The organism is Polaromonas sp. AET17H-212, assembly GCF_002379085.1.
In the GTDB taxonomy this organism is placed as follows: Bacteria; Pseudomonadota; Gammaproteobacteria; order Burkholderiales; family Burkholderiaceae_C; genus Polaromonas.
The window spans coordinates 107,662-132,648 of record NZ_NBZW01000008.1; the positions used below are offsets into that span (position 1 = coordinate 107,662).

Sequence of the window (24,987 nt, forward strand, 5' to 3'; positions counted from 1 at the left end):
TTTGCCCCTTCTTTTTCACCTTTACCCCATGAGCCTCAACAAGCTGGGACGCTACGACATCATTCGCGTGCTGGGCAAGGGCGCGATGGGGCTGGTCTACGAGGCGCGCGACCCCAATCTGGACCGCCGCGTCGCGATCAAGACCATCAAGGTGGAAAACCTGTCCGAAGAGGCCGCTGCCGAGTACGAAGCGCGTTTTCGCACCGAGGCGCATTCGGCCGCCCGCCTGCAGCACCCCCATATTGTCAGCGTGTATGACTCGGACCGCCATGGCGACATGGCCTTTCTGGTCATGGAGTTCATCCAGGGCGAAGACCTCAAACACCACCTGGACGCGGGGCGGCGTTATTCGCTGGAGGAAACGCTGCGCATGGTCCGGGACCTGTTGTCTGCGCTGGACTATGCACACCGGCAGAACATCGTGCACCGCGACATCAAGCCGGCCAACCTGCTGATCGAGGCGGATGGCCGGGTCAAGCTCACTGATTTCGGTGTGGCCCGCATCCAGGATTCCGGTGAAACCACACGCACCCAGGGAACCATGGTGGGTACCCTCAAATACATGTCGCCCGAGCAGGTGCAGGGCCTGCCAATCGATGCACGGGCCGACCTGTTTGCGGCCGGGGTGGTGCTGTACCAGCTGCTCACCGGCAAGCGGCCCTTCGACGGCGACACCGACTTTGCGATCATCCAGCAGATCGTGGGCCACACCCCGGCCGCGCCCAGCAGCTTCAACACGCAGTTGCCGGCCGCCATCGACGCGGTGGTGGCGCGGGCACTGGCCAAAAAACGCGAGCAGCGTTTTGCGACGGCGCAGGAGTTTTCGGCTGCGCTGCAGGAAGCCAGCGGCCATGCGTCGGACCCGACCATTGTGCCGCCCGTGAGCCCGTCCGGCGTGCGCGCCGGCACGGCCACGGACACCGGCCGCTCACGCGCGGGCGGCTCCACCGTCAAGCTCAACACGACCGGCACCGACACCGGCTCGACCGTGACGCAGGAGCTTGAGCTGGTCTACTGGAAGGACATCAAGGACTCTGAGGACCTGGGTGACCTGGAAGGGTTTCTCGACAGGTTTCCCTCCGGCATTTACGCCGATCTGGCGCGCCGGCGCCTGCGCAAGCTGGGCGACACGGTGGAGGCCGATGGCTCTGGAGCGGGCATCGAATCCACCGCCACGGAGGTTTTTACCGAAGAGGCCAGCGAATGGACGCGGCTGCAGGCTTCCCATACCCGTTTGGCCCCGATCCCGGCTTCGAATCCCCCGCTTGATCCTCCTGCGGGTGTGCCGGCCACACCCGACGCCCGCGACGCCGAAGTGACCCAGGTGGGCTTGGCGACGGTGCCGCTTCACAGCCCGGTGCCGGACAAGGCCCAAGCCTCCGCGCCCGTCGCGCCCGTCGCGCCGGCCGCATCCGGCGCGCCGCCAGCGGGGCGCTCCAAAATGCCGCTGGTCGTGCTGGCCGGCGTGGCGGTGCTGGTGCTGGCCGGCGTCGGGTTCAAGGGCTTCTCCGGGCAACCGGCGCCGGTGGTTGCGGCGCCCGCCGACGCAGCCCTGCCGGGCACGGCCGCCGGCGCAGCGCCTGTCAGCCCGGCAGCCAAGGCGGGTGCCGAGCCTGCCGCCGTCAATCCATCAGCCAAACGCGCCACCCCGGTGCGCACGGACAAGCCGACGCCATCCCGGCCGGCCGCGGCGGACGGCGGGACGGGCGCTGCAGCGGCGGCCGTCGCGCCGGCACCTGCGGCTGCCGCAGCGCAGTCGTCCGGTCCGTCGCAGGCCTGTGAAGGCCGGGTGTTGCTTGGGTACCAGATCTGCATGAACGAACAATGCGCCAAACCTGCCTTCAGCAGGCATCCGGTCTGCGTCGAACGGCGCACGATGGAAAAGCTGCGGCGGGAGGCGCAGGACCAGCGCAATTGAGACGTTTTGAGTGACTGCCCGGCTGCCACATCGTTGTGCCCACCCTCTTTGCTATAAAAACAGGAGCTATCTGCGACCGTACATCAAGGGCGGAAGGGCGATTTGACTGAAATCGCAGGGCGCCACGCCAGGTTTGGCAATTGCGCTGGCAGAAGGGGGACGGCTCCATCGCGACTGTTGCGTCCCGTCCGCGGTTTGGCCGATGTGTTGCCAGCCGTTACCATAGCGACAAAATTCCGGGAGATTCGCATGCCTGTGGTTGTGATTGCCAATCCGAAGGGCGGCGTCGGTAAAACGACGCTGTCGACCAATGTTGCGGGTTATTTCGCCAGCCAGGGCCATGCGGTCATGCTCGGCGATGCTGACCGCCAGCAGTCGTCCCGCCTCTGGCTGGGCTTGCGGCCGCCCGCCGCCCGGCCGATCTCGACCTGGGATGTCAGCGCCGACCTGATCGTCAAACCGCCCAAAGGCACGAGCCATGTGGTGCTCGACACGCCCGCCGGCTTGCACGGCTGGCGCTTCAACGATGTCCTCAAGCTGGCCGACAAGGTGATCGTGCCGCTTCAGCCCAGCGTGTTTGATATTTTTGCCACCCGCAGCTTTCTGGACCAGCTCGCCGAACACCGCCACGCCGGCAAGATGCAGGTCGGCATCGTCGGCATGCGCGTCGATGCCCGCACCATCGCGGCTGACAAGCTGCGTGCTTTTGTCGAGGGCCTGGGTTTGCCGGTGCTCGGTTATGTGCGCGATACCCAGAACTACATCCATCTGGCAGCCCGTGGCCTGACCGTGTTCGACGTTGCCCCGGGCCGGGTGGAAAAAGACCTGCAGCAGTGGCAGGGCATCTGTCGCTGGCTGGACCAGTGACAGCGGCGCTTTCGGGGTCGGCCGTGTCGCTGGCTGGACAGGCCGCCATCGGTGCGGGCGTTAAAGTCCGGGCATGAAAACCTTCCAGACCCTCTCCGAACTGGCGGCCTGTGTCGGCCAGGAAGTCGCTGTCAGCGACTGGCTGACCATCACCCAGGAGCAGGTCAACCTGTTTGCCGAAGCCACCGGCGACCACCAGTGGATCCATGTGGACCCGGAAAAAGCCAGGGCGGGCCCGTTCGGCGGGCCGATCGCGCACGGCTTCCTGACCCTGTCGCTGCTGCCCAAATTTTTTGAATCGTCCCTGGAGATTGTTCAATCCCGCATGGGGGTCAATTACGGGCTCAACCGGGTGCGTTTCACGGCGCCGGTGCCTGTCGGCAGCCGCTTGCGCGCCCGCCTGAAGCTGCTGGCCTGCGAGCCGATTGACAACGAGGGGCAGCAGATGACCTGGGAAGTGACGGTCGAACGGGAGGGGGCGACCAGGCCGGTGTGTGTGGCCGAGTCCCTGGTGCGGCGCTACCCGTGACGGGCCCACAGGCCCGAACCGCCTGATCCACGAAAAAAAGCCCGCTGCAGTCATGCAGCGGGCTTTTTTTCGGGAGCAGCAGGGCCCTTCCGGGCGCGGCAGGTTTACATGTAGCCGATTTCGCCCTGCGGGATTTCCCCGTTGCGCAACGCTGCGATGGCTTTGGCACGCACCGCGCTGCGCTCCAGGCCGGAGTTGGTTACGCCGACAAAGCCGGTGCTGCCATTGCTGATCTTCACCGGGGTGAGTGCTTCAGCCCGGACTTCGGCAACGGAGCGGGTGGAGTTGAACTGGACGGCGAATTGCGAGCCGTCGGCCTCGTCGGCATGCGCGCCGAAAGCGGCCAGGGTGGAGAAAGCGGCGACGGCAAACAGGTGGGTGGTTTTCATGATGAATCCTTTCAGGGTAGGTACAGAGTTACGGCCAGGGTGGGCATCATCAGTCCCATCTTGTCCGGTCTCGGTGAGTCGGTTTGTGCTCATCGATGGGTTGAACTTTACGCCTTCATCGATCAATTTAAAACTATATAGTCATCAATTAACCATTTCAGTAATTGAAACAATAGAGAATTAACCATACAATCTGTTGCACTATGGATCGTTTGAGCTCAATGAAGGTGTTCCAGCATGTGATCGACGAGGGCGGTTTTGCGTCGGCAGCACGCTCCCTCGACATGTCGCCAGCGGGTGTCACGCGCATGGTGGCGGCCCTGGAAGAACACCTGGGCGTACGCCTGCTGCAGCGCACAACACGCAAGCTGGCACTCACTGACGCAGGCGAGGCTTACCTGTTGCGGGTTCGCAGCATCCTGCACGAGGTGGAGGACGCCGAGTCGGCCGCGGCGGAACACACGCGCGAATTGCAGGGCACGCTGCATGTGCTGGCGACGCCGGTGCTGGCCTCGTATTTCCTGTCACCGCGCATTGCCACCTGGCATGCGCGTCACCCCGGGGTGCTGCTGGACCTGCAGATCGACCCCTTTCCCCAGCCGCGCATCGAGGAGTTTGACGTGACCTTCCTGGTGGTGGACGAGGGTTTTGACGGTGACATCGTGGCCCGGCCGCTGGCCACGACCGACTGGATCGCCTGCGCGTCGCCCGACTACCTGCTGCGCGCCGGCACACCGGATGCGCCGGAACAGTTGCGTGGCCACACTTACCTGAAATTCCAGTGGCCGCAGAACTCCGGCCACTATGGCCGGCAAACGCGCCTGCAACCGGTGGGGGGCGGTGACGCCGTCGAGGTGGACCTCAGGCCTGCACTGCAAACCACAAGCTTTGACGTGTTGCTGCGCGCGGCGCTTGATGGCGCCGGCATCACCTTCCTGTCGCGCTTGCTGGTGGCCTCGCACCTCGAACGCGGCTCGCTGGTGCACCTTTTGCCGGACTGGGTGTTTGGTCGCTTCACGATTTATGCGGCGCTGCCCACGCGCAAGTTCATGCCGTCGCGGACCCGGGCCTTCCTGGATTTTCTGGCCGAGTTGGGCCCGCGGGACGGAACCGGTCGAACTAGATCGGGGTGAGTTGGGCGGCAGGCAGCCAGCCACTGAAAGTGCCCAGCAGGGCGTTGATGCGCCTGGTGGCTTCAGCCTGGTCGCGTGTGCGCGAGATGCACTGGTACAGGTCACTGCGCAACAGCCAGAGGTCGGCCGGCGTAGGGGCCGTGTTGATCCTGAAAATGATGCGCTGCGCGTCAACGCTCTTGCAGTCATGCAGGGTTTGGTGCATCTGATGCCGGATCTGCTCAAGCGGCATCCGGTCCGTCGTGTCGGGGGCGGCAGGAGGTGGCCGCATCGCGGCAAAAATGGAGGTGAGAGCCATGGGGACCTGTGGATTCCTGAGGTCGGATAGACCGCAGGGGAGGGCGAGAGAAGCGCTGACGGACCGGATCGCGGCCATCAAGCGCAAGAGTGTTCAGGCATTTTAGGGATTACCCTGAGTTTGAGTAGGTTGGCCGCCCTAACGTAGGACGACATTTGCTGCAATGGTGCTGCGGTTTCCGGAACAAAAAAACCGCCCGGAGGAAGCCTCCGCGGCGGTTCTGGATGAGCCTGGCCGAAATCCGGCCAGCGTGCAGCTGCGATTACAGGTAGGTGGCTTCGCCGCGCGGGATCTGGCCCAGGCGGACAGCGTCAGCTGCTTGGGCCCGCACGGTGGCGCGGTCGGTCGCGGATTGCACGGTGGCCGCCACGCGCGAGCCGGCGGGCTCCTGGCTGTGGGTTTTCACTTTGGTGGCTGCTTCGGCCTGAACTTCGGCCACGGAGCGGGTCGAGTTGAACTGGACGGCAAACTGCGAGCCATCGGCTTCGTCAGCGTGGGCGCCGAAAGAGGCAACAGTGGCAAGCGCGGCAACAGCGAAGAATTTGGATGCGTTCATGATGACATTTCCTTGGAAGAGTGAATAAACATTTCCGGGCATGGCGGGCTCGTTGATCCCGTCTGTCCAGCCTCGGTGAGTCGTTTATTGGTTGCGGCTCATCGATGTATGAACTTTACTGTTGCCTCAAACAAAGAAAAATAGCGAACAAATCAATTACTAATTGCTGTTTATGGAATAATAAGGGCTTGAATTACTGGTAATTACCCTATGGACCGACTCTTATCCATGCGCGCCTTCCAGCAAGTCGTGGACGACGGCGGGTTTGCCGCCGCCGCCAGGACGCTGGACATGTCGCCGGCGGTGATGACCCGCCTGATCACGGATCTGGAGCGGCATCTGGGCGCCCGCCTGCTGCAGCGCACCACCCGCAAGCTGTCGCTGACCGAGGCAGGGCAGTCCTACCTGCAGCGGGTGCGGCACATCCTCAACGACGTGGACCAGGCCGAGGCCTCCACACGCCAGCAAACCGACGAACTGGCCGGCCTGCTGCGCATTCACACCCAGCCCGTGATGGCGGTGCACATCATTGCGCCCCTGGTGGCCGAGTTTCGCCGCCGCTATCCCAAGGTGGTGCTGGACATCACGGTGGACTCCCCGCTGGTGCCGCCGATCGAGGATTACGACCTGACGATTCTGGGCGCCGGCCGGCTGTACGACGCCAACGTGGTGGCGCGGCCGGTGATTGTTTCAGAAGGCCTCCTGTGTGCCTCACCGCGCTACCTGCGCAGTGCCGGCACGCCGCGCCAGCCGGACGACCTGAAGAACCACGCCCTGCTCAGGCTCAGCCAGGCCGGGATCCGCCAGCGCGAATGGCAACTGATCAACCCGGAGGAGGGGGACCGGGAAGTGGCCGTGGAGGTCAAGCCCGTGATGATGGCCAACCACAGCGACACCTTGCTGCGGGCCACGCTGGACGGCACTGGCATCAGCGCGCAGCCGCTGGACCTGGTGGCCAATTACCTGCGCGACGGGCAACTGCGGCGCGTGCTGGCGCCCTGGATCACCGGCCGTTTCACCCTGTACGCGGCCCTGCCCAGCCGCAAATACGTGCCGGCGCGGGCCCGGGTGTTCATGGAGTTCCTGATCGAGCAGACCCGGCTGAAAGCCGACGAGGCCGAACGCACCTGGCCCTCCAGAGGCGAACGCAAGGCGGGTGATCCCGCCGTCTAATCAGGGGCGCCGGGCATGGCAAAGTGGTTTTGCCGCCAGGCTTCAAACACCGTGACGGCGACGGCGTTGGACAGGTTCAGGCTGCGCTGGCCGACCCGCATCGGCAGCTTCAGGCGCTGCGCCGGCGCAAACAGCTCACGCAACTCGGGGGCCAGGCCCCGGGTTTCCGAGCCGAACACCAGCCAGTCGCCCGGCGCGAAAACGGCGTCGTGCACCAGCCTTGTGCCGCGCGTCGTGAGGGCAAACATTCTTTGCGGGTCGGGCTGCTCGGTGGCCAGAAAAGCGGGCCAGTCGGCATGGCGTTTGAGTTCGGCGTACTCGTGGTAGTCCAGTCCGGCGCGGCGCATGTGTTTGTCGTCCATCGAAAAACCCAGCGGCTCCACCAGGTGCAGGCGGCAGCCGGTGTTGGCCGCCAGCCGGATCACATTGCCAGTGTTGGGAGGAATTTCGGGCTCGACCAGAACGATATTGAACATCGCCTGATTGTCGCGTGTCGGTGCCCTAGCTGGCTTCGGTACGAGCGACCACCAAGCCGCTGACGCCGGCGGCGCCTGCATCGCGCAGGGCCTGCGCGGCGGCAAACAGGGATGCCCCGCTGGTCATCACATCATCAACCAACAGCACGTGGCGGCCTGCCAGTTCGCCTGCACGCAGGGGATCGACGACAAATGCGCCTCTGACGTTGTGCAGTCTCGCTTCGCGCTTGAGTTGGGACTGGGGTGGCGTGTTCCTGATGCGCAGCAGCAGCCGGGCGTCGGGACGCGCGGCCGTGCCGCTTTGACCGGCCAGGGCCCTGGCCAGTTCCCAGGACTGGTTGAAGCCGCGTGTCTGCAGGCGTTCGGCCGACAGGGGCATGGGAAGCAGCCAGTCACCGGGCTGCAGGGTTGCCAGCCGTCCCGCAAGGCCGGGTGTCCGCAGAAGCAGGCCGGCAAACACCGCGGCCCAGGCCGGGTCCTGGCCGAATTTGTAGACGGCCATCAGTCTCGACCAAGGGTAGGCGTAGGCCACGGCGGCAAAACACGCGTCCAGCGGCGGCGGCTGCCGCACGCAGGTCGCGCATTGGGTCTGACCGCTGACCAGATTGATGGCGCAGGTGCTGCAGCGCGCCGCCGGCTGGCCGAAGCGCGCGATGCAGGCCGCGCAGACACGGCGGGCTGGCCAGCTGTGGCACACCGCGCACTGGCTGGCCAGATGTTGCAGGGTCAGGAAAGCCGGGGTGGTCAGGCGCAGCGACATCGTGTCAATATACTCGTCGCTCTACCTGCTTGATTCCTTCCATGTCCCTCTTCTGATGTCCAACGACCGCCCACCCACCCTGGATCCAATGGCTGTTGCCCGCTGGCAACGCGTGGCACCGGCGGCATCGCCCTGGCTGCATGAGGAAGTGGCGCAGCGCATGCTGGACCGGCTGCAGTGGATCAAGCTCAAGCCGCAGGCCTGGGCTCACTGGGGGGCGATGCGCGGCGGCATGCAGGCGCATCGGCAACTCGCCGACCGTTATCCGGATGCGGAGTGTTTTGTGGTCGAAGCCCGGCAGGAGCTTGCGCAGGCAGCTATAAAAAATGTAGCGAAATCCTGGTGGCATCCGAAGCGCTGGGCGGGACCGGCCGTGCATGTTGAGGCCCCGCCGCCAGCCGGGGTGGACATGCTCTGGGCCAACATGGCGCTGCATGAGGCCGCCGATCCGCAGGACCTGCTGGCGCAGTGGCATCGGGCCCTGAAGGTCGGCGGATTTTTGATGTTTTCCTGCCTGGGCCCAGACAGCGCGCGCGAGTTGCGCGAGCTCTATCGGGCGCTGGGCTGGCCGCCGGCCGGCCACGAATTGACCGACATGCACGACTGGGGTGACATGCTGGTGCAGACCGGTTTTGCCGAACCCGTGATGGACATGGAGCGCATCACGTTGACCTACGAGACGCCACAACGGCTGCTGCAGGAATTGCGCGAGCTGGGCCGCAACTTCCATCCCACGCGTTTTGCCGGCCTGCGTGGACGCGCCTGGAAGGCGCGTCTGTTGCAGGCGCTCGAGCGTTTGCCGCGCCAGAGCGACGGCCGGCTGATGCTGACCTTCGAGGTCATTTATGGTCATGCCCTCAAGGCGCAGCCCAAAGTCAGGGTCAGCCCCATGAGTGCGGTGTCGGTGCAGGACATGCGCGCCATGTTGCATGGATCGCGCGGCATTTCCTGAGGCTTCCAGGCGCACGCGGAACAGTCGGGATTGGCCCTTGTGGCGGCTTTGTGCAAAACAATCCCGGCTACAATCCAGACTCGAATTTTTGGCTATCCTACACAGTTGGCGGCCGAAAGTGCTTGATCAGCGTCAAAGTTGTTTCGTGTTGCTCACCACCCCATCAGTCCGATTTGCCAAGGCGCCCGGCCAGAGCGGTCAGGGGCAGCAGGCTGTCCAGTGGCTGCTCAAGCGCAACTGTTCCGTGACACCAGCGCAACTGGTGTGGCTGTATGTCTCGCTGTGTGTGGTCTCGCTGGGCATTGCCGGATTTTTCTGGGTGCAGGGTGCCACGATGGTGATGCCGTTCGCATGGCTGGAACTGGTGGTGGTGGGCGCGGCATTCCGGGTGTATGCCCGCCATGCGACGGATGGTGAACGCATCGTCCTGCAAGGCGGCCAGCTGGTGGTGGAGCTCGAGAGTGCGGGGCGTCTCGAGCGGGCGGAGTTCAACCGCGAATGGGTTCGTGTCGAACCCAAAAACGGAGATGGCTCGCTGATCGAGGTATCGGGTCAGGGGCGTTCGGTCAGGGTGGGGCGGCATGTGCGTCCCGAGCTGCGGCCGGCACTGGCGCGGGAGATCCGTCACGCATTGCGTGGGTGTTGAGTTGGTCCGGACGACAGCGCGCCAGGCCGGGGCGGTCCGGACGGTGTCAGGGCTGTCTTTATAATCAGTCGGTAATTGAGGCATTAAAAGTGATCACGATGAACGAACGCACAACAACAGGGTCAGGCATGAAGCACGCAGTCGAAGTTTTGAAGTCCCTGATCCTGCAAGCCAGCCGCAAGCTGGCTGCTGTCACGGCCCTGTCAGTCGCCTGGCTGAGTACAGCGGCCTACGCGGTCAACGACCTGCCCGGCGGCCCGGCCGTCAACCAGCTCAACCTGCACCCGGCCGTGACCAAGATCGCGCAAGAGCAGCACTGGCTGCACTGGTTCATGATGATCATCTGCCTGGTCATCTTCCTGGCCGTGTTCGGCGTGATGTTTTATTCCATCTGGAAGCACCGCAAGGCCGCCGGCCACAAGGCTGCCAACTTCCACGAGTCCGCCACGGTCGAGATCATCTGGACCATTGTTCCCTTTGTGATCGTGATCCTGATGGCCCTGCCGGCCACCAAGGTGCTGGTTGCCTCCAAGGACACAACGGGTGCCGACCTGACCATCAAGGCCACCGGCATGCAGTGGAAATGGGGCTATGACTACATCAAGGGCGAGGGCGAAGGCATCGGTTTTGTCTCGTCGCTGGACAGCACGCAGCGCGAAATGTCCAACAATGGCGGCCCGAAAAAGGGTGAGGCGCCGGATGACTACCTGCTCAAGGTGGACAACCCGCTCGTGGTGCCTGTCGACCGGAAAATCCGCATCATCACCACCGCCAACGACGTGATCCACGCTTTCATGGTGCCGGCCTTCGGCATCAAGCAGGATGCGATCCCCGGTTTTGTGCGCGACACCTGGTTCCGTGCCGAAAAGACCGGCGATTTCTATGGCCAGTGCGCCGAGTTGTGCGGCAAGGAACACGCCTACATGCCCATCCATGTGAAGGTGCTCTCGGCCGAGGACTACAGCAAATGGGTTGGCGTCAAGGTCAAGGAAGCCGCTGCCAAGGCCGATGATCCTGCCAAGGTGTGGGCACTGCCTGAACTGAAGGCCCGCGGCGAAAAAGTCTATGCGGCCAATTGTGCGGCCTGCCACCAGGCCAACGGCAAGGGCGCCGGACCGATCAAGCCGCTGGACGGCTCGGCCATCGTGCTCGATGCCGACCACGGCAAACAGATCCAGGTCCTGCTCAATGGCGCCGCCGGCGGCGCGATGCCTTCCTGGAAAGCCTTGAGTGATACCGACCTGGCAGCGGTGGCCACTTACACCAAGAACAACTGGTCCAACCAGACCGGCCAGCTGGTGCAGCCCGCTGCAGTGCTGGCCGCGCGCAAATAAGCCGACTTTCCCCCGCAGATTCTCAAGCAGCCGGCGAACCCCCCGGGTCCGCCGCAAAGACACAGCTACAGGCACAAGCCACCAAAGGAAGCCAAGATGAGTGCAGTTCTAGACCATCACGATCACGCGCATGACGACCACGACCATGCCCCGACGGGCTGGCGTCGCTGGGTATTCGCGACCAACCACAAGGACATCGGCACGCTGTACCTGCTGTTCAGCTTCACGATGCTGATGTTCGGCGGTGTGCTGGCGCTGGCTATCCGTGCCGAGCTGTTCCAGCCCGGCCTGCAACTGGTCAACCCGGAACTGTTCAACCAGCTCACGACCATGCATGGCCTGATCATGGTGTTCGGCGCCATCATGCCGGCCTTTGTCGGTTTTGCGAACTGGATGATTCCGCTGCAGATCGGCGCGGCCGACATGGCGTTTGCCCGCATGAACAACTTCAGCTTCTGGCTGCTGATTCCTGCCGGCCTGATGATCGTGGGTTCCTTTTTCATGCCCGGTGGCGCTCCGGCAGGTGGCTGGACGCTGTATGCGCCGCTGTCGCTGCAAATGGGCCCGTCCATGGACGCCGGCATTTTTGCGCTGCACATCCTGGGCGCCTCGTCCATCATGGGCTCGATCAACATCATCGTGACCATCCTGAACATGCGCGCACCCGGCATGACGCTGATGAAGATGCCGATGTTCTGCTGGACCTGGCTGATCACCGCCTACCTGCTGATCGCCGTGATGCCCGTGCTGGCCGGCGCCATCACCATGACGCTGACCGACCGCCATTTCGGCACCAGCTTCTTCAACCCCGCCGGCGGCGGTGATCCGGTGATGTTCCAGCACATCTTCTGGTTCTTCGGCCACCCCGAGGTCTACATCATGATCTTGCCGGCCTTCGGTATCGTCAGCCAGATCATCCCGGCGTTTGCGCGCAAGCGCCTGTTCGGTTACGCCTCCATGGTGTACGCCACCGGTTCCATCGCCATCCTGAGTTTTGTCGTGTGGGCGCACCACATGTTCACCACCGGCATGCCGGTGACTGGCCAGCTCTTCTTCATGTATTCGACCATGCTGATTGCCGTGCCGACCGGCGTGAAGATCTTCAACTGGATCGCAACGATGTGGAAGGGCTCCATGACCTTCGAGACACCGATGCTGTTTGCCGTTGGCTTTATCTTCGTCTTCACCATGGGCGGCTTCACCGGCCTGATCCTGGCGGTGGCGCCGATTGACATCCAGGTGCAGGACACCTACTACGTGGTGGCGCACTTCCACTACGTTCTCGTGGCGGGTTCGCTGTACGCGCTGTTTGCCGGCTATTACTACTGGTCGCCCAAGTGGACCGGCGTGATGTACAACGAAAAGCGCGGCAAGATCCACTTCTGGTGGTCGCTGATCTCCTTCAACGTGACCTTCTTCCCGATGCACTTCCTGGGTCTGGCCGGCATGCCGCGCCGTTACGCCGACTACCCGATGCAGTTTGCCGACTTCAACGCGATTGCCAGCGTGGGTGCCTTCTTCTTCGGCTTCGCCCAGGTGTATTTCTTCCTCTTTGTGGTCCTGCCCACCATGCGCGGCAAGGGTGAAAAAGCACCCCAGCGTCCCTGGAACGACCCGGACGGCGCAGGCGCTGAAGGTCTCGAGTGGGAAGTGGCATCGCCCGCGCCTTTCCATACCTTTGAGACACCACCCCGCCTGGACGCCACTGCGACCAAGGTGATCGGTTACTGATCCGTTCGAAGCAACAACCCGCGCGCCATGACACCTGAACAGAAAAAGAACAACCTGCGGCTGGGGCTGATCCTCGCCTCGATCGCGGTGGTGTTTTTCCTCGGTTTCATGGCCAAGCTGGTCTTTTTCGGCAAAGGCTGACGCATGGGCCTGAAGCGCGAAAATTTCAGGATGGTGGGCAAGCTGGGCGTGATTGTGCTCGGCATGTTTGCCTTCGGTTATGCGCTGGTGCCCATCTACAAGGCGATCTGCGAGATGACCGGCATCAACATCCTGGCGCTGGGCGACCGGCAGATTCCCGGCGCGACGCCAAAGTTGTCGGCGAACACCCAGGTCGATACCAGCCGCAGCATCACCGTCGAGTTTGACGCGAACGCACGCGGTCCCTGGATGTTCAAGCCGGCGCAGCGTTCGCTGCAGGTGCATCCGGGCGAATTGATGACGGTGATGTACGAGTTCCAGAATGTGCAGAACCGCACGATGTCGGCACAGGCCATTCCGAGCTACGCACCCGTGCAGGCCGGCGCGCACTTCAACAAGCTCGAATGCTTCTGCTTCAGCCAGTACACGCTGGCGCCGGGCGAGAAAAAGCAGTGGCCGGTGGTGTTTGTGATTGACCCGAAACTGTCGAAAGACGTGACCACCATCACGCTGTCGTACACATTTTTCGAAGTCGGCGGTAAAACCCCGGCCGCGCCGGTAGCCGGCCCTGTTGCCGCCGTGGATCTGGCGCGACCCGCGCGTGAGCCCGGCGTATGAGCACGCCGGTCACGCAGCGCAAAGGCTCCATCTGGCGCACCATCAAGGCGGTGAGCTGGTCGTTTGTCGGGCTGCGCAGCCGGAGTGACTACGAGAAGGATGTGCAGCAGCTCAACCCGGTCCACATCGTGGTGGTTGGCCTGGTCGGGGTGCTTGTTTTTGTCGGCGGCCTGATTCTTCTGGCCACCTGGGTGGTGGGCAAATAGCCGGCAGGGCGCCCGCCAGGCCTTGATTATTGAATTTGAGAATTTAGCGAAACAGGAGTTGGAAATGTCTTCAGCAGCACATGCAGGAACCCCGTATTACTTCGTCCCGGCGCCTTCGGCTTACCCGGTGATGGCGGCCATCGGCCTGTTTTTCGTCATCCTCGGCGCGGGGCAGTGGATCAACGGTTCGGGCTGGGGCGCTTATTCGCTCGCGTTTGGCATGGCCTGGTGGCTGGGCGTGCTGTTTTTCTGGTTCCGTGCCGCGGTCAGCGAAAGCGAAGGCGGGCTGTACGGCCACAAGATCGACCTGTCCTACCGCTGGAGCATGAGCTGGTTCATTTTCTCGGAAGTGATGTTCTTCGGGGCTTTCTTCACGGCCCTGTGGTGGGCGCGCGTGCACTCCGTGCCTGCGCTGGGCAGTCTGGAAAATGCCTTGCTCTGGCCCGATTTCAAGGCGGTCTGGCCCAGCGTGGCCGCCGGCGTGACCGGCTCACCGGCCGACATCATTGAGCCCTTCACGACCATGGGCCCTTTCTGGCTGCCCACCATCAACACCGCCTTGCTGCTGAGCTCCGGTGTCACGCTGACCATCGCTCACCACGCGCTGCGTGAAAACCACCGCGGCAAGACGATTGCGTTCATGTGGATGACCGTGCTGCTCGGCATTATCTTCCTGTGTGTGCAGGGCTACGAGTACTTTCATGCCTACTCCGAGCTGAACCTGAAGCTCTCGTCCGGCGTGTACGGTTCGACCTTTTTCATGCTGACCGGTTTTCACGGTTTTCACGTGTTTGTCGGCATGCTGATGCTGCTGTTCATCACGCTGCGCCTGCAAAAAGGGCATTTCACGGCAGACCGCCACTTTGGTTTTGAAGGTGCGGCCTGGTACTGGCACTTTGTGGACGTGGTCTGGCTGGGCCTGTACATCCTCGTCTACTGGCTCTAGAGGCTCTGGAACGCAGGCGCTGCAGCAGGCATCTTGCCGCGCAGCTTTTGTTTGCCGCACGCCCTCCGCGGCGAGTACAGGAAAGGCCGCTGACGCGGCCTTTGTTCTTTTTTGGTTCTTTTTATTTGCCCGCCGCGATGCCGGTGGGCTGGATGTAGCCCATTTTCCAGGCGATCAGGATGCAGACAAACAGCACAATTGAAAAGCCGACGCGAAAAGCCAGCGCGCGTGCCATGTTGCCGCTTTTGGCTTTGCTGCCGCTGCCGCCCTTCAACATGAAAAACAGTGCGGATCCGAGGCTGGCGAGGATGGCCAAAAATGCAATGGCGACGAGGTAATTCATGAACCGGATTATCCGCGCATGAGTTCACCCCTGCCCAGCGTCCGCTTTTGGATCGTGACCCTGGCGGCCTTGCTGATGGCAGGCCTGACTTTTTCGCTGGGCCAGTGGCAATGGGGCCGCGCCGCCGACAAGATGGCGCTGCAGGCTGCGATCGATGCCCAGAACAGGCTCCCCGCGCTGGATAACCGCACATTGCTGGCGACGCAGGACCTGGCGACGGTGCTGCACCGGCAGGCGTTGCTGCAGGGTGTCTGGCAGGAGGCGCACACGGTGTACCTGGACAACCGTCCGATGGGGGGCAAGTCCGGTTTCTGGGTGGTGACGCCGCTGGCGCTGGAAGGCGGGCGGCCGTGGATCCTGGTGCAGCGCGGCTGGGTGCCGCGCGACTTCAATGACCGCACCCGCCTGCCGGTCGTGCCAACCCCGCCCGGACTGGTCAGCGTGGCCGGCCGCATGGCCCCGCCGCCGTCCAAGCTATATGAATTCGCTGGCGAGCCAGGCGGGCGCATCCGGCAAAATCTCGATGTCGCCGCCTTTGGCGCGGAAATCGGCCAACCCCTGATGGCCGTGTCGCTGCTACAGACCGGTGCCGCCAGTGAAGGCCTGCTGCGCGACTGGCCGGCACCCACCGTGGGCGTTGACAAACATTATGGTTATGCCTTCCAGTGGTTTGGCCTGTGCGCCCTGGTCGTGGGCCTGTATGTCTGGTTCCAGCTGATTTCCCCGCGCCGCAAAAAGCGGCACTTACCGCATCCCCAACCCTGAACGGCGATTTCCAAAGTGCAACCTCCACAGCCCGATCTTTCTCCGTCCCCGACAGGCCCAGCCGGGCCGGGCGGTCAGGACCAGCCCCTGGGGCTGACCGTCCATGCCATGCCGCAGCTCGACGCGGCCACGGCCGCACGCGCGCCCGCTACCCGGGCGGGACGCTGGAAAATGCTGGCCGTCCTGCTGATCTGTGCCGCACCGGTGATTGCGTCCTACTTCACCTATTACGTGATCCGTCCGGAAGGCCGGCGCAACTATGGCGAGCTGGTCGACCCGCAGCGCCCCGTGCCGGCCCTGGCCGCCGTGGCACCCGACGGCAGCCGCATCGAGCTGCCTGCGCTCAAGGGCCAGTGGCTGCTGCTCAGCGTGGCCGGCGGCGCCTGCGACACGACCTGCCAGCAACACCTGTATTTCCAGCGCCAGCTGCGCGAATCCCTGGGCCGGGAAAAGGCCAGGCTGGACCGCGTCTGGCTGGTCAGCGACGACGCAGCCATTCCGGACTCCCTGAAAACGGCGCTGCTCGGTTCCACCGTGCTGCGTGTGTCCGGTCTGGACCAGTGGCTGCAGGCCGCGTCCGGGCAGCGGTTGCAGGATCACCTGTATTTGGTGGATCCGCTCGGCAACTGGATGATGCGTTTTCCGGCGAACATGGATGCGGCTGGCGCGGCGAAAGCCAAGCGCGACCTCGAACGCCTGCTGCGCGCCTCTGCCTCTTGGGACAAGGAGGGCAGGTAATGGCCCCCACGTTCGCGCACTTCGTGTCGCTCTCTGCCCCCCGAGGGGGCCGCTGCGCCTGCGGGCCGGCGGAGCCGGACCCGCGGCCCCTGCTGGCCTGAAAACCCGCAATAACCAGCTCCTGTTAAACATGGACACGCAAGACCTCTACAACCTCAGTCCGGCGCTGCGGCTCATGGGCATGGGCCTGGTGCTGGCCCTCGGGCCGCTGGCCTGGGTCTGGCTGCGCAACAAGAACCAGCCGATGGCGCGGCGCCTGCGGGTGCTGACGCTGGTGACGCTGTTTCTGACCTTTGACCTGGTGCTGTTTGGCGCCTTCACGCGCCTGACCGATTCGGGCCTGGGCTGCCCCGACTGGCCGGGCTGTTACGGCCACGCCAGCCCGGTAGGCGCGCAACAGCCGATCAGCGCCGCCCAGGCGGCCCTGCCCAGCGGGCCGGTCACGCATGGCAAGGCCTGGATCGAAATGATCCACCGCTACCTGGCGACCGGTGTCGGGGTGCTGATCCTGACGCTCGCCGTCGCCACCTGGCTGAGCCGCCGAAAGGGGCAGGGCAGCGGGACCATCCTGTCCCCTTGGTGGCCCATGGCGACGCTCGTCTGGGTCTGTCTGCAGGGCGCTTTTGGCGCACTGACTGTCACCATGAAACTGTTCCCGCTGATCGTCACCTTGCACCTGCTGGGCGGTCTGGTCCTGCTGGCCTTGCTGCGCGCCCAGGCCGTGCGTTATGCGCAGGCCCAGGGCGAGGCCATGCCGGCACCCCTGCCAGCCGCCACGTGGCTGCTGCTGGCGGTGACCTTTGCCCTGTTGTGGGTCCAGATCGCGCTGGGCGGCTGGGTCAGCACCAACTACGCGGTGCTGGCCTGCACTGATTTCCCCGCCTGCCAGGGCAGCTTCTGGCCGCCGATGGACATCCGGGAAGGCTTCACGCTGTGGCGCGCACTCGGTGCAGGGCTGGACGGTGACAACATCAGCTTCCAGGCGCTGACGGCGATTCACTATGTGCACCGGCTGATGGCCTATGTTGTTTTTGCGGCCCTGCTGTGGCTGGCCAGCCGCCTGCGGCAGATTCCTGCCATGCGTTCCCATGCCTTCTGGATCGGCGGCTTGGCCTTGTGGCAGTTTGCCACCGGCCTGAGCAACGTCGTGCTGGGCTGGCCGCTGGTGGCCGCGGTGTCCCACACGGGCGGCGCGGCCGCCCTGGTGGTGGTGCTGACCGGCGCCATTTTTTCGAGCTACCGCACCCCTGAGTTGGCAAGTGCGTCAAAATTGAGGGCTTCCAGCCTATGAATCCCGCCGACTCCTCCGCCTCCGTGGCGGTCGCCCCTTTTGTGCCCTCGAAGTTTGCGCAGTTTTACGCGTTGACCAAGCCGCGCGTGGTGCAGCTGATTGTGTTTTGTGCATTGATCGGCATGGTGCTGGCCGTTCCCGGCGTGCCCAGCTGGGCCGATGTGAGGCTGGCGCTGGTGGCCAGTGCGGGCATCTGGCTGGTGGCTGGCGCGGCCGCTGCCTTTAATTGCCTGGTCGAGCAGCAGATTGACGCCAAAATGAAACGCACCGCCTGGCGTGCCACCGCCAAGGGGCAGATCAGCAATCCGCTGACACTGGCTTTTTCGGCGGCACTGTGCGCGCTGGGCTCGTGGATTCTCTACGTCTGGGTCAACCCGCTGACGATGTGGCTGACCTTTGCCACCTTTGTCGGTTACGCGGTGGTCTACACCGTAATCCTGAAACCGCTGACGCCGCAGAACATCGTGATCGGCGGTGCTTCGGGGGCGATGCCGCCGGTGCTCGGCTGGGCCGCCATGACCGGAGCCGTGAGCCCCGAAGCCCTGATTCTTTTCCTGATCATCTTCCTCTGGACACCGCCGCACTTCTGGGCGCTGGCGCTGTACCGGGTGGAGGATTACCGCAAGTCCGGCCTGCCCATGCTGCCGGTCACCCACGGCAACGAGTTCACGCGCCTGCAGGTGTTTCTGTACACGCTGGTGCTGTTCGCCGCCTGCCTGATGCCTTTTGTCTTCCAGATGAGCGGCTGGCTGTACCTGGTGGTGGCGATTGCCCTGAGTGTGGGCTTCAGCTGGTACGGCTGGCGCCTGTGGCGCAATTACTCCGATGCGCTGGCGCGCAAGACCTTCCGTTTTTCGCTGATCCACCTGTCTGCCCTGTTTGCAGCCCTGCTGCTGGACCATTACCTCGTATGAGCATGCTTCCTGCTTCTCTCCACAAACGAAAGACTATTAAATTAATAGCAGGAGGCGCTTTTCTGGCGTTCGCTACAGGCCTTTTAGGCGCATGCTCCGGGGAAAAGAAGCCGCAGTTCACCAGCATCGACATCACCGGCGCCGACTATGCACGCGACTTTGCCCTGACCGACCACAACGGCCAGGCGCGCGGCATCAAGGACTTCCAGGGCAAGGTGGTAGTCGTCTTTTTTGGTTTCACCCAGTGCCCGGACGTGTGCCCGACCTCCATGGCCGAACTCGCCGAGATCAAGAAAATGCTGGGCGCCGACGGCGCCCGGCTGCAGGGCCTGTTCGTCACGCTCGACCCCGAGCGCGACACGCAGCAGGTGCTCCAGGCCTACATGGCCAACTTCGACCCGACCTTCCTCGCGCTGCGCCCCGATCTCGACAAGCTGCCCCAACTGGCCAAGGACTTCAAGATCTTTTACAAGAAGGTCGACGGCAAGACGCCCGGCAGCTACACGCTGGACCACTCGGCCGGCAGCTACGTTTTCGACCCGCAGGGCCGGGTGCGCCTGTACAGCCGCTACGGCACCGGCGCGGCGCCGCTGGCGGCGGACATCCGCCTGCTGCTGCAGGGAAGCTGAAGCCCGCCCGACTCCGGCAGAGGGGCAAAAAAAAGCCTGCAGACGATGGTCGAATGCAGGCTTTGGCAATCGCCGCTAGGGCGGCGTTGCGCTCAAGGTATCAGGCACGGTCAGGCATAAGCGGCCAGGACCTTTTTCATTTTTTTCATCGCCGCCACTTCAATCTGGCGAATACGTTCGGCGCTGACCTTGTACTCGGCCGCCAGGTCATGCAGCGTCATGCCGCCCGAACCGTCGTCGTTGACCTTGAGCCAGCGTTCCTCGACGATGCGGCGCGAACGGTCGTCCAGACCTTCCAGCGCGGTGGCGATGCCGTCGCTGGCCAGATGGTCGCGCTGGCGCGACTCCATCAGCTGGGTCGGTTCCTGCGTGGCATCCGAGAGGTAGGCAATCGGGCCGTACGCTTCTTCGCCATCGTCGCTCGGGCTGGGGTCCAGCAACACATCGCCGCCGGACATGCGCTGCTCCATCTCGATGACTTCCTCGCGCTTGACATTCAGCGTTTTGGCCATCGAATCAATCTGGCCTTCGGTCAGCGTGTCGCGGTGCGTCGCCACATCGGCGTCGTCCTTGAAGCCCTGTTTCATCGAGCGCAGGTTGAAAAACAGCTTGCGCTGGGCCTTGGTCGTGGCGACCTTGACCATGCGCCAGTTTTTCAGGATGTACTCGTGCATCTCGGCCTTGATCCAGTGCAGCGCGTAGCTGACCAGGCGCACGCCCTGGTCCGGGTCAAAACGTTTGACCGCCTTCATCAGGCCGATGTTGCCTTCCTGGATCAGGTCGGCGTGGGGCAGGCCGTAACCGAGGTATTTGCGCGAAGTCGCCACCACCAGCCGCAGGTGGGACAACACCAGCTTTCCGGCCGCGTCCAGGTCGTTCTCGTCCTTCAGTTTCCGGGAAAATTCCTGCTCCTGCTCCAGGGTGAGCATGGGCAGGCGGTTGACCGCCGAAATGTAGGCATCCAGATTGCCCAGCGGTGGCAGCAGCGACCACGGATTGGCTGGCGCCAACTGGGTTGCCGCGGGGGCCACTTGAGGGGACAGAGCATAGGACATAGGGTGAAACTCCTTCATAAGAGTAATATTAGCACTCGGTTTGAGAGAGTGCCAATCAATAGGTTCAATGGTTTTAATAGATCAAGGCTAATAAGTAATAACCCTTGTTTGTGTCCCATTTTGCGCTTTAGTTCAACCGGTGTTGTAGTCCAAGGTGCAGTGACTGCGGCGTCCAAAGGCCTTGGTTCTCAAGGGCGGCCAGGCACCCTCCGGGTGGAAACAGGGGCGGGCGAGCAGGGGCCGGCGGCGTCGAATTTTAGGATAAAATCGGCCGTCAGCTCAATACTGTCGGGCGGTGGCAGCTATTGTTTGAATAGCAAATGGAGCCAGAGCAGGGCTCCGAAAGCGGCAGAAGGCGGTTCAGGCCCCGGGCGCGATCACCCGGACCAAGGGCGCATCGGCCAACCAGGCCTGCAGGCACTCGGTGACGTCGCTGGCAAAACGCTGGAACACGGGTTCGGTGACAAAACCCAGGTGCGGCGTGAGCAGCACATTGGGCAGCCCGCGCAGCGGGTCGGCCAGCGGCAGCGGCTCCACATCAAACACATCAAGGGCGGCCAGGCCGGGCCGGCCGCTTTTCAGGGCCTGAACCAGGGCCGGTGTATCGATCAGTTCCGAGCGGGAGGTGTTGACCAGCAGGCTGCCGGGCTGCATCAGGCCCAGGCGCTGGGCGTTCATCAGGTGCCGGGTGGCGGCCACCACAACCAGGTGCAGGCTGACCACGCGGGACGTCGCCAGCAGTTCTTCCAGCGGCAGGAAGGCCACACCCTGTGCGGCCGCCCGTTCGGCCGTCATGCGCGGGCTCCAGGTCACCACGTCCATGCCGAAGGCCTTGCCGACGCGGGCCACACGCCCGCCGATCTCGCCCAGGCCGATCAGGCCCAGGCGCTGCCCGACCAGGGTGCCGGGCAGGGGGCCGGCCGTGTCGCTGCGCCACTGGCCGGCCTGCAGGCGCGCGGCATGGCTGGCCAGCTGCTTGGTGGCGGCCAGGATCAGGGTCCAGGTCAGCTCACAGGTGCCGTCTTTCGAGGGCCCGAACTCGGTGCAACTGACGGGAATGTGGCGCGCCGCCAGCGCGGCGAGGTCCAGCTTCGCATTGCGTGTGCCGGTGAACACCAGATAGCGCAACTTGGGAAGCTGGGCCAGCAACTCGGCCGTGAACGGTGTGCGGTCGCGCATCAGCACAATCGCGTCGGCGTCTTTCAACGCCTCGACCAGCGCCGTGCCGCTCAACGGTTCATGGTGGATGGTGACTTCCGCGCGCGCGTCAATGCCGCGCCAGTCGGCCAGGCGGCGCAGGGCCCGTTCGCTGTCGTCGAGAACAACGATGCGGGCTTGGCCGGTGCTCATGGCCGAGCCAGCGCGGTCAGCGCGCGGATGTCGGCGGTGCCGCCGACCGCCCAGCAGGCTTCGATCAGGGCGGCGGTCTGGCTGGCGCCCAGCACGGCGTCCGACATGCCCTTGAACTTGGCTTCCAGCATGGCGTCGGTCATCGGGTTTTGCAGCGAGCCGATCGCGTGTTCGACAAACACATGGACACGGCGACCGTCGGTCAGCACCGCCGTCACGTCGGCGCTGGCTTCGTCGATCGAGTCATCGACGGTGGCCACGACCTTGCGGCGCAGCGCCACCATGTCGGCGCGGTTCACCACCTCATCGGAAAACTCTTCCTCGGCCGCGCGGCCAAATGTCAGGCCGGCGGCACAGCCGTGGTACACGCTGAACTTGGCCTGCAGGCCATCGACAGGTTCCTTCTTGCCCGTCAGTTCAAGCACCAGCGAGTGCACCTTGAGTTCGATGCGTTCCACCTGCGCCGGCGTGACGCCCTGCGCCCGCAACTGGGCGCAGGCATCGATGCTGGGGTGGATCACGATGCCGCAGGCAAAGGGCTTGTAGCTGTTGAACGAGATTTCGAAGCGCTGGCCGAGCTCGCTGGTGATCTCGTTCCAGTCGTTTTTGGTCGAGACCGTCTGCATCATGCCACGCGGTGCTTCCAGGGCTTTCGGGCTGGCGGTGTAGCCGTGTTGGGCCAGCAGGGCCGACATCAGGCCGGCACGCGCCGCGGCGCCGGGGTGGAAAGGTTTGGTCATGGTGCCGAACTGCTCGCGCATGCCGACCGGCTGCGAGGCGGCGATACCCAGCGCCATCGCGGTTTTCTGCGTGTCGAGCTTGAGCAGGCGGGCGCAGGCCGCCGCGGCGCCCAGCGTGCCGGTGGAGCCGGTGATGTGCCAGCCGCGGTCGTAATGCTCGGGGTACATCGCATTGCCGACGCGGCAGGACACGTCGATGCCCAGCACCAGCGCGTCGATCACGTCGCGCCCCGACGCGCCCAGCTGTTCGGCCAGGGCCAGCACGGCCGAGGCGACCGGACCGGCCGGGTGAATGATGGTCTTGAGGTGGGTGTCGTCGAAGTCGAAGGTGTGCGAGGTGATGCCGTTGACCAGCGCGGCACTGGCCATGTCGACTTTTTCCTTGCGGCCCAGCACGCTGGCCTGCGGCGCGGGTTGCAGCATCTGCACCGCCGCCAGCGCGGCATCGGCGGCTTCATGGTGGGCCGCGCCGACCGCGCAGCCCAGCCAGTTCATGAAGGTGCGGTGTGCTTCGTGGTCGACGGCAGCGCTCCAGCCGCCGGCCAGGTAGCCGGGATGGGTGGCGACATGGCGGGCCAGAATTTGCGTGACGAGTGGGGCGTTGTGGTCGGCGGCGACCTGGGTATTGCGGGCCATGGGATCTTTCGGCAGGGGCGTGCCAGGGGTTGATGAATGCTATGAAAAAAGAAGCTGCTTGCGCCCGTGGAACAAGGGTGGCAAGCATTTTTTATATCTAAATCAGCTGTCGAGCTGGATGCCGCGCTCGCGCGCCAGTTTGGTCCAGCGTGCAATGTCGGTGCGGATGAACTCGCCGAACTGCTCGGGCGTCATGACCCGGGGTTCGATCGCTTCGACGGACAGTTTCTCGCGCAGGTCGGGCGCCCGCAGCACGGTGGCCAGGGTTTCGTTGAGCTGTTTGACAATCGGCGCCGGCATGCCGGCCGGGCCGACCACGCCGTACCACTGCTGCGCGTCAAAACCCTTGAAGCCGGACTCGTCGAGCGTGGGCAGGTCCTTGAATTGCGGGTGGCGTTGCAGGCCGGTCACAGCCAGCGGCCGCACGCGGCCGGAGCGGATGTGCGGTACCGCAGCGGCCAGGCCGGGGAACATGGCCTGGGTCTGCCCGCCAATCAGGTCGGTGAACGCCGGCGCGATGCCGCGGTAGGGAATGTGCACCATGAACGTGTTGAGCTGCTGCTTGAACAGCTCCATGGTCAGGTGGGTCAGCGAGCCGGCGCCGGCCGAGCCATAACTGACCTTGCCGGGGTTTTTCTTGAGGTAGTCGACGAACTCCTTGATGTTGTTCACCGGCAGCGCGGCATTGACCACCAGCACATTGGGCGTGCCGCCAATCATGCCGATCGGCGTGAAATCCTTGACGGCGTCGTAAGGCAGCTTGCGCGTGGCCGGGCTGGTGCCGTGGGTCGCGACGTAGCCCTGCATCAGGGTGTAGCCGTCGGGGGCGGCGCGGGCCGTGGCCTGGCAGGCAATCACACCGCCGCCGCCGCTCTGGTTGTCAACGATGAAGCTCTGCTTGAGCACGCTGCCCCAGCGTTCGGTCAGGGTGCGACCCACCATGTCGCTGCCGCCGCCGGCGGACACCGGCACGATGTAGCGTATGGGCTTGGCCGGAAAACCGGTCTGGGCCAGCAGCAGCCCGGGGGCGCCGAGCAGGGCGGGGGCGGCCTGCAGCAGGGTGCGTCGTTTCATGGTGTGGTCTCCTGGAAAGTTGTTTGAGTTGTCTGAATCGTTGGAAGTGATGCGGGGGCTCAGGCCGGGGCCGGGGTGGCTTGCAGCAGGCGCTCGTAGGCATCGCCCACGTGGTGGGCCATCAGCGCTTCGCAGCGCTGCGGGTCGCCCAGGCGCAGGGCCGCAACGATGTCCCTGTGTTCGGTGATCGAGGCCTGCATGCCGATATCGTGCGAGAGGTTTTTCAGGCGCGACAGGTGCAGCTTTTGCACGATGCCGCGGTAGGTTTCCGTCAGGGTCTGGTTGCCACCGGCTTCGACGATGGCCCAGTGAAAACGCAGGTTTTCACCGTAGTAGCGCTGCACCTCGTGCTGCGCGGCTGCCTCCTGCATGGCGGCCACGGAGTCGTCGAGCACCGCCAGCAACGCGGACTGGCGGGCCACCGGCAACTGCGCTGCCTGGCGGCCGGCAAAACCGTCGAGCAGGCCACGCATCTGGTACAGGTCGCGGATCTCGGGGGCATCGAGCTGGCGCACAAACACGCCCGCGTGTTTGCGCGCCACCACCAACCCGGAGCTTTCGAGTTCGCGCAGCGCTTCACGCACCGGCACGCGCGACACGCCCAGGCGGGCCGCCACATCGGGTTCGTTGATGCGTTGCCCGGGCACCAGCACACCCTTGAGGATCAGCGCCAGCATGTCGCCCTTCACGAGCTTGGCCAGCGAGGTGTCGCGCACGTCGTTGAAGCGGTCGGCAGAAGATTCGGCAAGCCAGGGCAGCATGGTGTTTCCGTTTTTGAA

The 24,987-nt window shown here is 64.1% G+C and carries 29 protein-coding genes; 18 read left to right on the plus strand and 11 right to left on the minus strand.

Translation table 11 applies throughout. From position 1 onward, the window contains the following. The first annotated feature begins 28 nt into the window (after nt 1-28). The 3 genes from B7G53_RS08910 to B7G53_RS08920 all read left to right on the plus strand — a co-directional run bounded on the left by B7G53_RS08910 (nt 29) and on the right by B7G53_RS08920 (nt 3,314). Nucleotides 29-1,918, plus strand: a complete 1,890-nt coding sequence (locus tag B7G53_RS08910) for a serine/threonine-protein kinase (RefSeq protein ID WP_096666678.1) — start codon at nt 29-31, stop codon at nt 1,916-1,918. A 249-nt stretch (nt 1,919-2,167) separates the two neighbouring features. Continuing rightward, entirely contained in the window at nt 2,168-2,785 is a 618-nt protein-coding gene (locus tag B7G53_RS08915) for a ParA family protein (protein ID WP_096666681.1), read from the plus strand. A gap of 73 nt (nt 2,786-2,858) precedes the next feature. Then, a complete protein-coding gene (locus tag B7G53_RS08920; RefSeq protein WP_096666684.1) occupies nt 2,859-3,314 on the plus strand; it encodes a MaoC family dehydratase in 456 nt (151 codons plus the stop codon). 104 nt (nt 3,315-3,418) lie between these two features. Here the strand turns inward: B7G53_RS08920 and B7G53_RS08925 are convergent, their stop codons facing one another. Then, nucleotides 3,419-3,703: a DUF4148 domain-containing protein gene (locus B7G53_RS08925; protein WP_096666686.1), complete on the minus strand. Its 285-nt coding sequence runs from the start codon at nt 3,701-3,703 to the stop codon at nt 3,419-3,421. A 203-nt stretch (nt 3,704-3,906) separates the two neighbouring features. Between B7G53_RS08925 and B7G53_RS08930 the strand changes: the two genes are divergently transcribed. Beyond that, nucleotides 3,907-4,836 (plus strand): LysR family transcriptional regulator, encoded by a 930-nt coding sequence (locus tag B7G53_RS08930; RefSeq protein WP_096666689.1) that lies wholly within the window; start codon nt 3,907-3,909, stop codon nt 4,834-4,836. Here the strand turns inward: B7G53_RS08930 and B7G53_RS08935 are convergent. After that, a complete protein-coding gene (locus B7G53_RS08935) occupies nt 4,823-5,134 on the minus strand; it encodes a hypothetical protein (protein WP_096666692.1) in 312 nt (103 codons plus the stop codon). The genes B7G53_RS08930 and B7G53_RS08935 overlap by 14 nt on opposite strands. Nucleotides 5,135-5,396: 262 nt before the next feature. Next, nucleotides 5,397-5,690, minus strand: a complete 294-nt coding sequence (locus B7G53_RS08940; RefSeq protein ID WP_176491319.1) for a DUF4148 domain-containing protein — start codon at nt 5,688-5,690, stop codon at nt 5,397-5,399. A gap of 210 nt (nt 5,691-5,900) precedes the next feature. Between B7G53_RS08940 and B7G53_RS08945 the strand changes: the two genes are divergently transcribed. Continuing rightward, entirely contained in the window at nt 5,901-6,863 is a 963-nt protein-coding gene (locus B7G53_RS08945) for a LysR family transcriptional regulator (protein WP_096666695.1), read from the plus strand. On the opposite strand, the gene B7G53_RS08950 is transcribed toward B7G53_RS08945, so the two are convergent. Beyond that, a complete protein-coding gene (locus B7G53_RS08950; protein ID WP_096666698.1) occupies nt 6,860-7,339 on the minus strand; it encodes a tRNA (cytidine(34)-2'-O)-methyltransferase in 480 nt (159 codons plus the stop codon). The genes B7G53_RS08945 and B7G53_RS08950 overlap by 4 nt on opposite strands. Nucleotides 7,340-7,364: 25 nt before the next feature. Further along, nucleotides 7,365-8,099: a ComF family protein gene (locus B7G53_RS08955; protein WP_096666701.1), complete on the minus strand. Its 735-nt coding sequence runs from the start codon at nt 8,097-8,099 to the stop codon at nt 7,365-7,367. Between the two features lie 55 nt (nt 8,100-8,154). On the opposite strand from B7G53_RS08955, the gene B7G53_RS08960 reads away from it, so the two are divergent. The 8 genes from B7G53_RS08960 (at nt 8,155) to B7G53_RS08990 (ending at nt 14,673) form a co-directional block, all read left to right on the plus strand. Further along, nucleotides 8,155-9,051 (plus strand): methyltransferase domain-containing protein, encoded by an 897-nt coding sequence (locus B7G53_RS08960; protein WP_096666704.1) that lies wholly within the window; start codon nt 8,155-8,157, stop codon nt 9,049-9,051. A gap of 145 nt (nt 9,052-9,196) precedes the next feature. Continuing rightward, entirely contained in the window at nt 9,197-9,697 is a 501-nt protein-coding gene (locus B7G53_RS08965; protein WP_096666706.1) for a DUF2244 domain-containing protein, read from the plus strand. A 128-nt stretch (nt 9,698-9,825) separates the two neighbouring features. Beyond that, on the plus strand, nt 9,826-11,031 hold the full coding sequence (gene coxB / locus B7G53_RS08970; protein ID WP_441338978.1) for a cytochrome c oxidase subunit II: 1,206 nt from the start codon (nt 9,826-9,828) through the stop codon (nt 11,029-11,031). A gap of 96 nt (nt 11,032-11,127) precedes the next feature. Next, complete coding sequence (gene ctaD, locus B7G53_RS08975; RefSeq protein WP_096666709.1) at nt 11,128-12,762, plus strand: cytochrome c oxidase subunit I; 1,635 nt, start codon at nt 11,128-11,130, stop codon at nt 12,760-12,762. A gap of 27 nt (nt 12,763-12,789) precedes the next feature. Then, nucleotides 12,790-12,903 (plus strand): cytochrome oxidase small assembly protein, encoded by a 114-nt coding sequence (locus B7G53_RS23010; RefSeq protein WP_217992604.1) that lies wholly within the window; start codon nt 12,790-12,792, stop codon nt 12,901-12,903. 3 nt (nt 12,904-12,906) lie between these two features. Then, nucleotides 12,907-13,521, plus strand: a complete 615-nt coding sequence (locus B7G53_RS08980; RefSeq protein WP_096666712.1) for a cytochrome c oxidase assembly protein — start codon at nt 12,907-12,909, stop codon at nt 13,519-13,521. Continuing rightward, nucleotides 13,518-13,727: a DUF2970 domain-containing protein gene (locus B7G53_RS08985; RefSeq protein WP_096666714.1), complete on the plus strand. Its 210-nt coding sequence runs from the start codon at nt 13,518-13,520 to the stop codon at nt 13,725-13,727. The genes B7G53_RS08980 and B7G53_RS08985 overlap by 4 nt, the downstream gene beginning before the upstream one ends. A gap of 64 nt (nt 13,728-13,791) precedes the next feature. Continuing rightward, the gene (locus B7G53_RS08990; protein WP_096666717.1) at nt 13,792-14,673 is read left to right on the plus strand and encodes a cytochrome c oxidase subunit 3; all 882 of its coding nucleotides are present in this window, start codon (nt 13,792-13,794) and stop codon (nt 14,671-14,673) included. Between the two features lie 121 nt (nt 14,674-14,794). Here the strand turns inward: B7G53_RS08990 and B7G53_RS08995 are convergent, their stop codons facing one another. Next, nucleotides 14,795-15,016, minus strand: a complete 222-nt coding sequence (locus tag B7G53_RS08995) for a twin transmembrane helix small protein (protein ID WP_096666720.1) — start codon at nt 15,014-15,016, stop codon at nt 14,795-14,797. 18 nt (nt 15,017-15,034) lie between these two features. Between B7G53_RS08995 and B7G53_RS09000 the strand changes: the two genes are divergently transcribed. The 5 genes from B7G53_RS09000 (at nt 15,035) to B7G53_RS09020 (ending at nt 19,353) form a co-directional block, all read left to right on the plus strand. Continuing rightward, nucleotides 15,035-15,781, plus strand: a complete 747-nt coding sequence (locus tag B7G53_RS09000) for an SURF1 family protein (RefSeq protein WP_096666723.1) — start codon at nt 15,035-15,037, stop codon at nt 15,779-15,781. A 108-nt stretch (nt 15,782-15,889) separates the two neighbouring features. Beyond that, nucleotides 15,890-16,519: a hypothetical protein gene (locus B7G53_RS09005; protein WP_096666726.1), complete on the plus strand. Its 630-nt coding sequence runs from the start codon at nt 15,890-15,892 to the stop codon at nt 16,517-16,519. Nucleotides 16,520-16,649: 130 nt separating this feature from the next. Continuing rightward, entirely contained in the window at nt 16,650-17,810 is a 1,161-nt protein-coding gene (locus B7G53_RS09010) for a COX15/CtaA family protein (RefSeq protein ID WP_096666729.1), read from the plus strand. Next, nucleotides 17,807-18,724 (plus strand): heme o synthase, encoded by a 918-nt coding sequence (gene cyoE / locus B7G53_RS09015; protein WP_096666732.1) that lies wholly within the window; start codon nt 17,807-17,809, stop codon nt 18,722-18,724. The genes B7G53_RS09010 and cyoE overlap by 4 nt, the downstream gene beginning before the upstream one ends. 2 nt (nt 18,725-18,726) lie before the next feature. Continuing rightward, a complete protein-coding gene (locus B7G53_RS09020; protein WP_096666803.1) occupies nt 18,727-19,353 on the plus strand; it encodes an SCO family protein in 627 nt (208 codons plus the stop codon). A gap of 110 nt (nt 19,354-19,463) precedes the next feature. On the opposite strand, the gene rpoH is transcribed toward B7G53_RS09020, so the two are convergent. From rpoH to B7G53_RS09045, 5 genes are all read right to left on the minus strand, one after another. Next, entirely contained in the window at nt 19,464-20,408 is a 945-nt protein-coding gene (gene rpoH, locus B7G53_RS09025; RefSeq protein ID WP_096666735.1) for an RNA polymerase sigma factor RpoH, read from the minus strand. Between the two features lie 360 nt (nt 20,409-20,768). Beyond that, entirely contained in the window at nt 20,769-21,758 is a 990-nt protein-coding gene (locus B7G53_RS09030) for a D-2-hydroxyacid dehydrogenase family protein (RefSeq protein WP_096666738.1), read from the minus strand. Beyond that, nucleotides 21,755-23,134: an MmgE/PrpD family protein gene (locus B7G53_RS09035; RefSeq protein ID WP_096666741.1), complete on the minus strand. Its 1,380-nt coding sequence runs from the start codon at nt 23,132-23,134 to the stop codon at nt 21,755-21,757. Before B7G53_RS09035 ends, B7G53_RS09030 begins: the two co-directional genes overlap by 4 nt. A gap of 102 nt (nt 23,135-23,236) precedes the next feature. Beyond that, nucleotides 23,237-24,208, minus strand: a complete 972-nt coding sequence (locus B7G53_RS09040; protein WP_096666744.1) for a Bug family tripartite tricarboxylate transporter substrate binding protein — start codon at nt 24,206-24,208, stop codon at nt 23,237-23,239. A 59-nt stretch (nt 24,209-24,267) separates the two neighbouring features. Further along, the gene (locus B7G53_RS09045) at nt 24,268-24,969 is read right to left on the minus strand and encodes a GntR family transcriptional regulator (protein ID WP_096666747.1); all 702 of its coding nucleotides are present in this window, start codon (nt 24,967-24,969) and stop codon (nt 24,268-24,270) included. Nucleotides 24,970-24,987 lie beyond the last annotated feature (18 nt).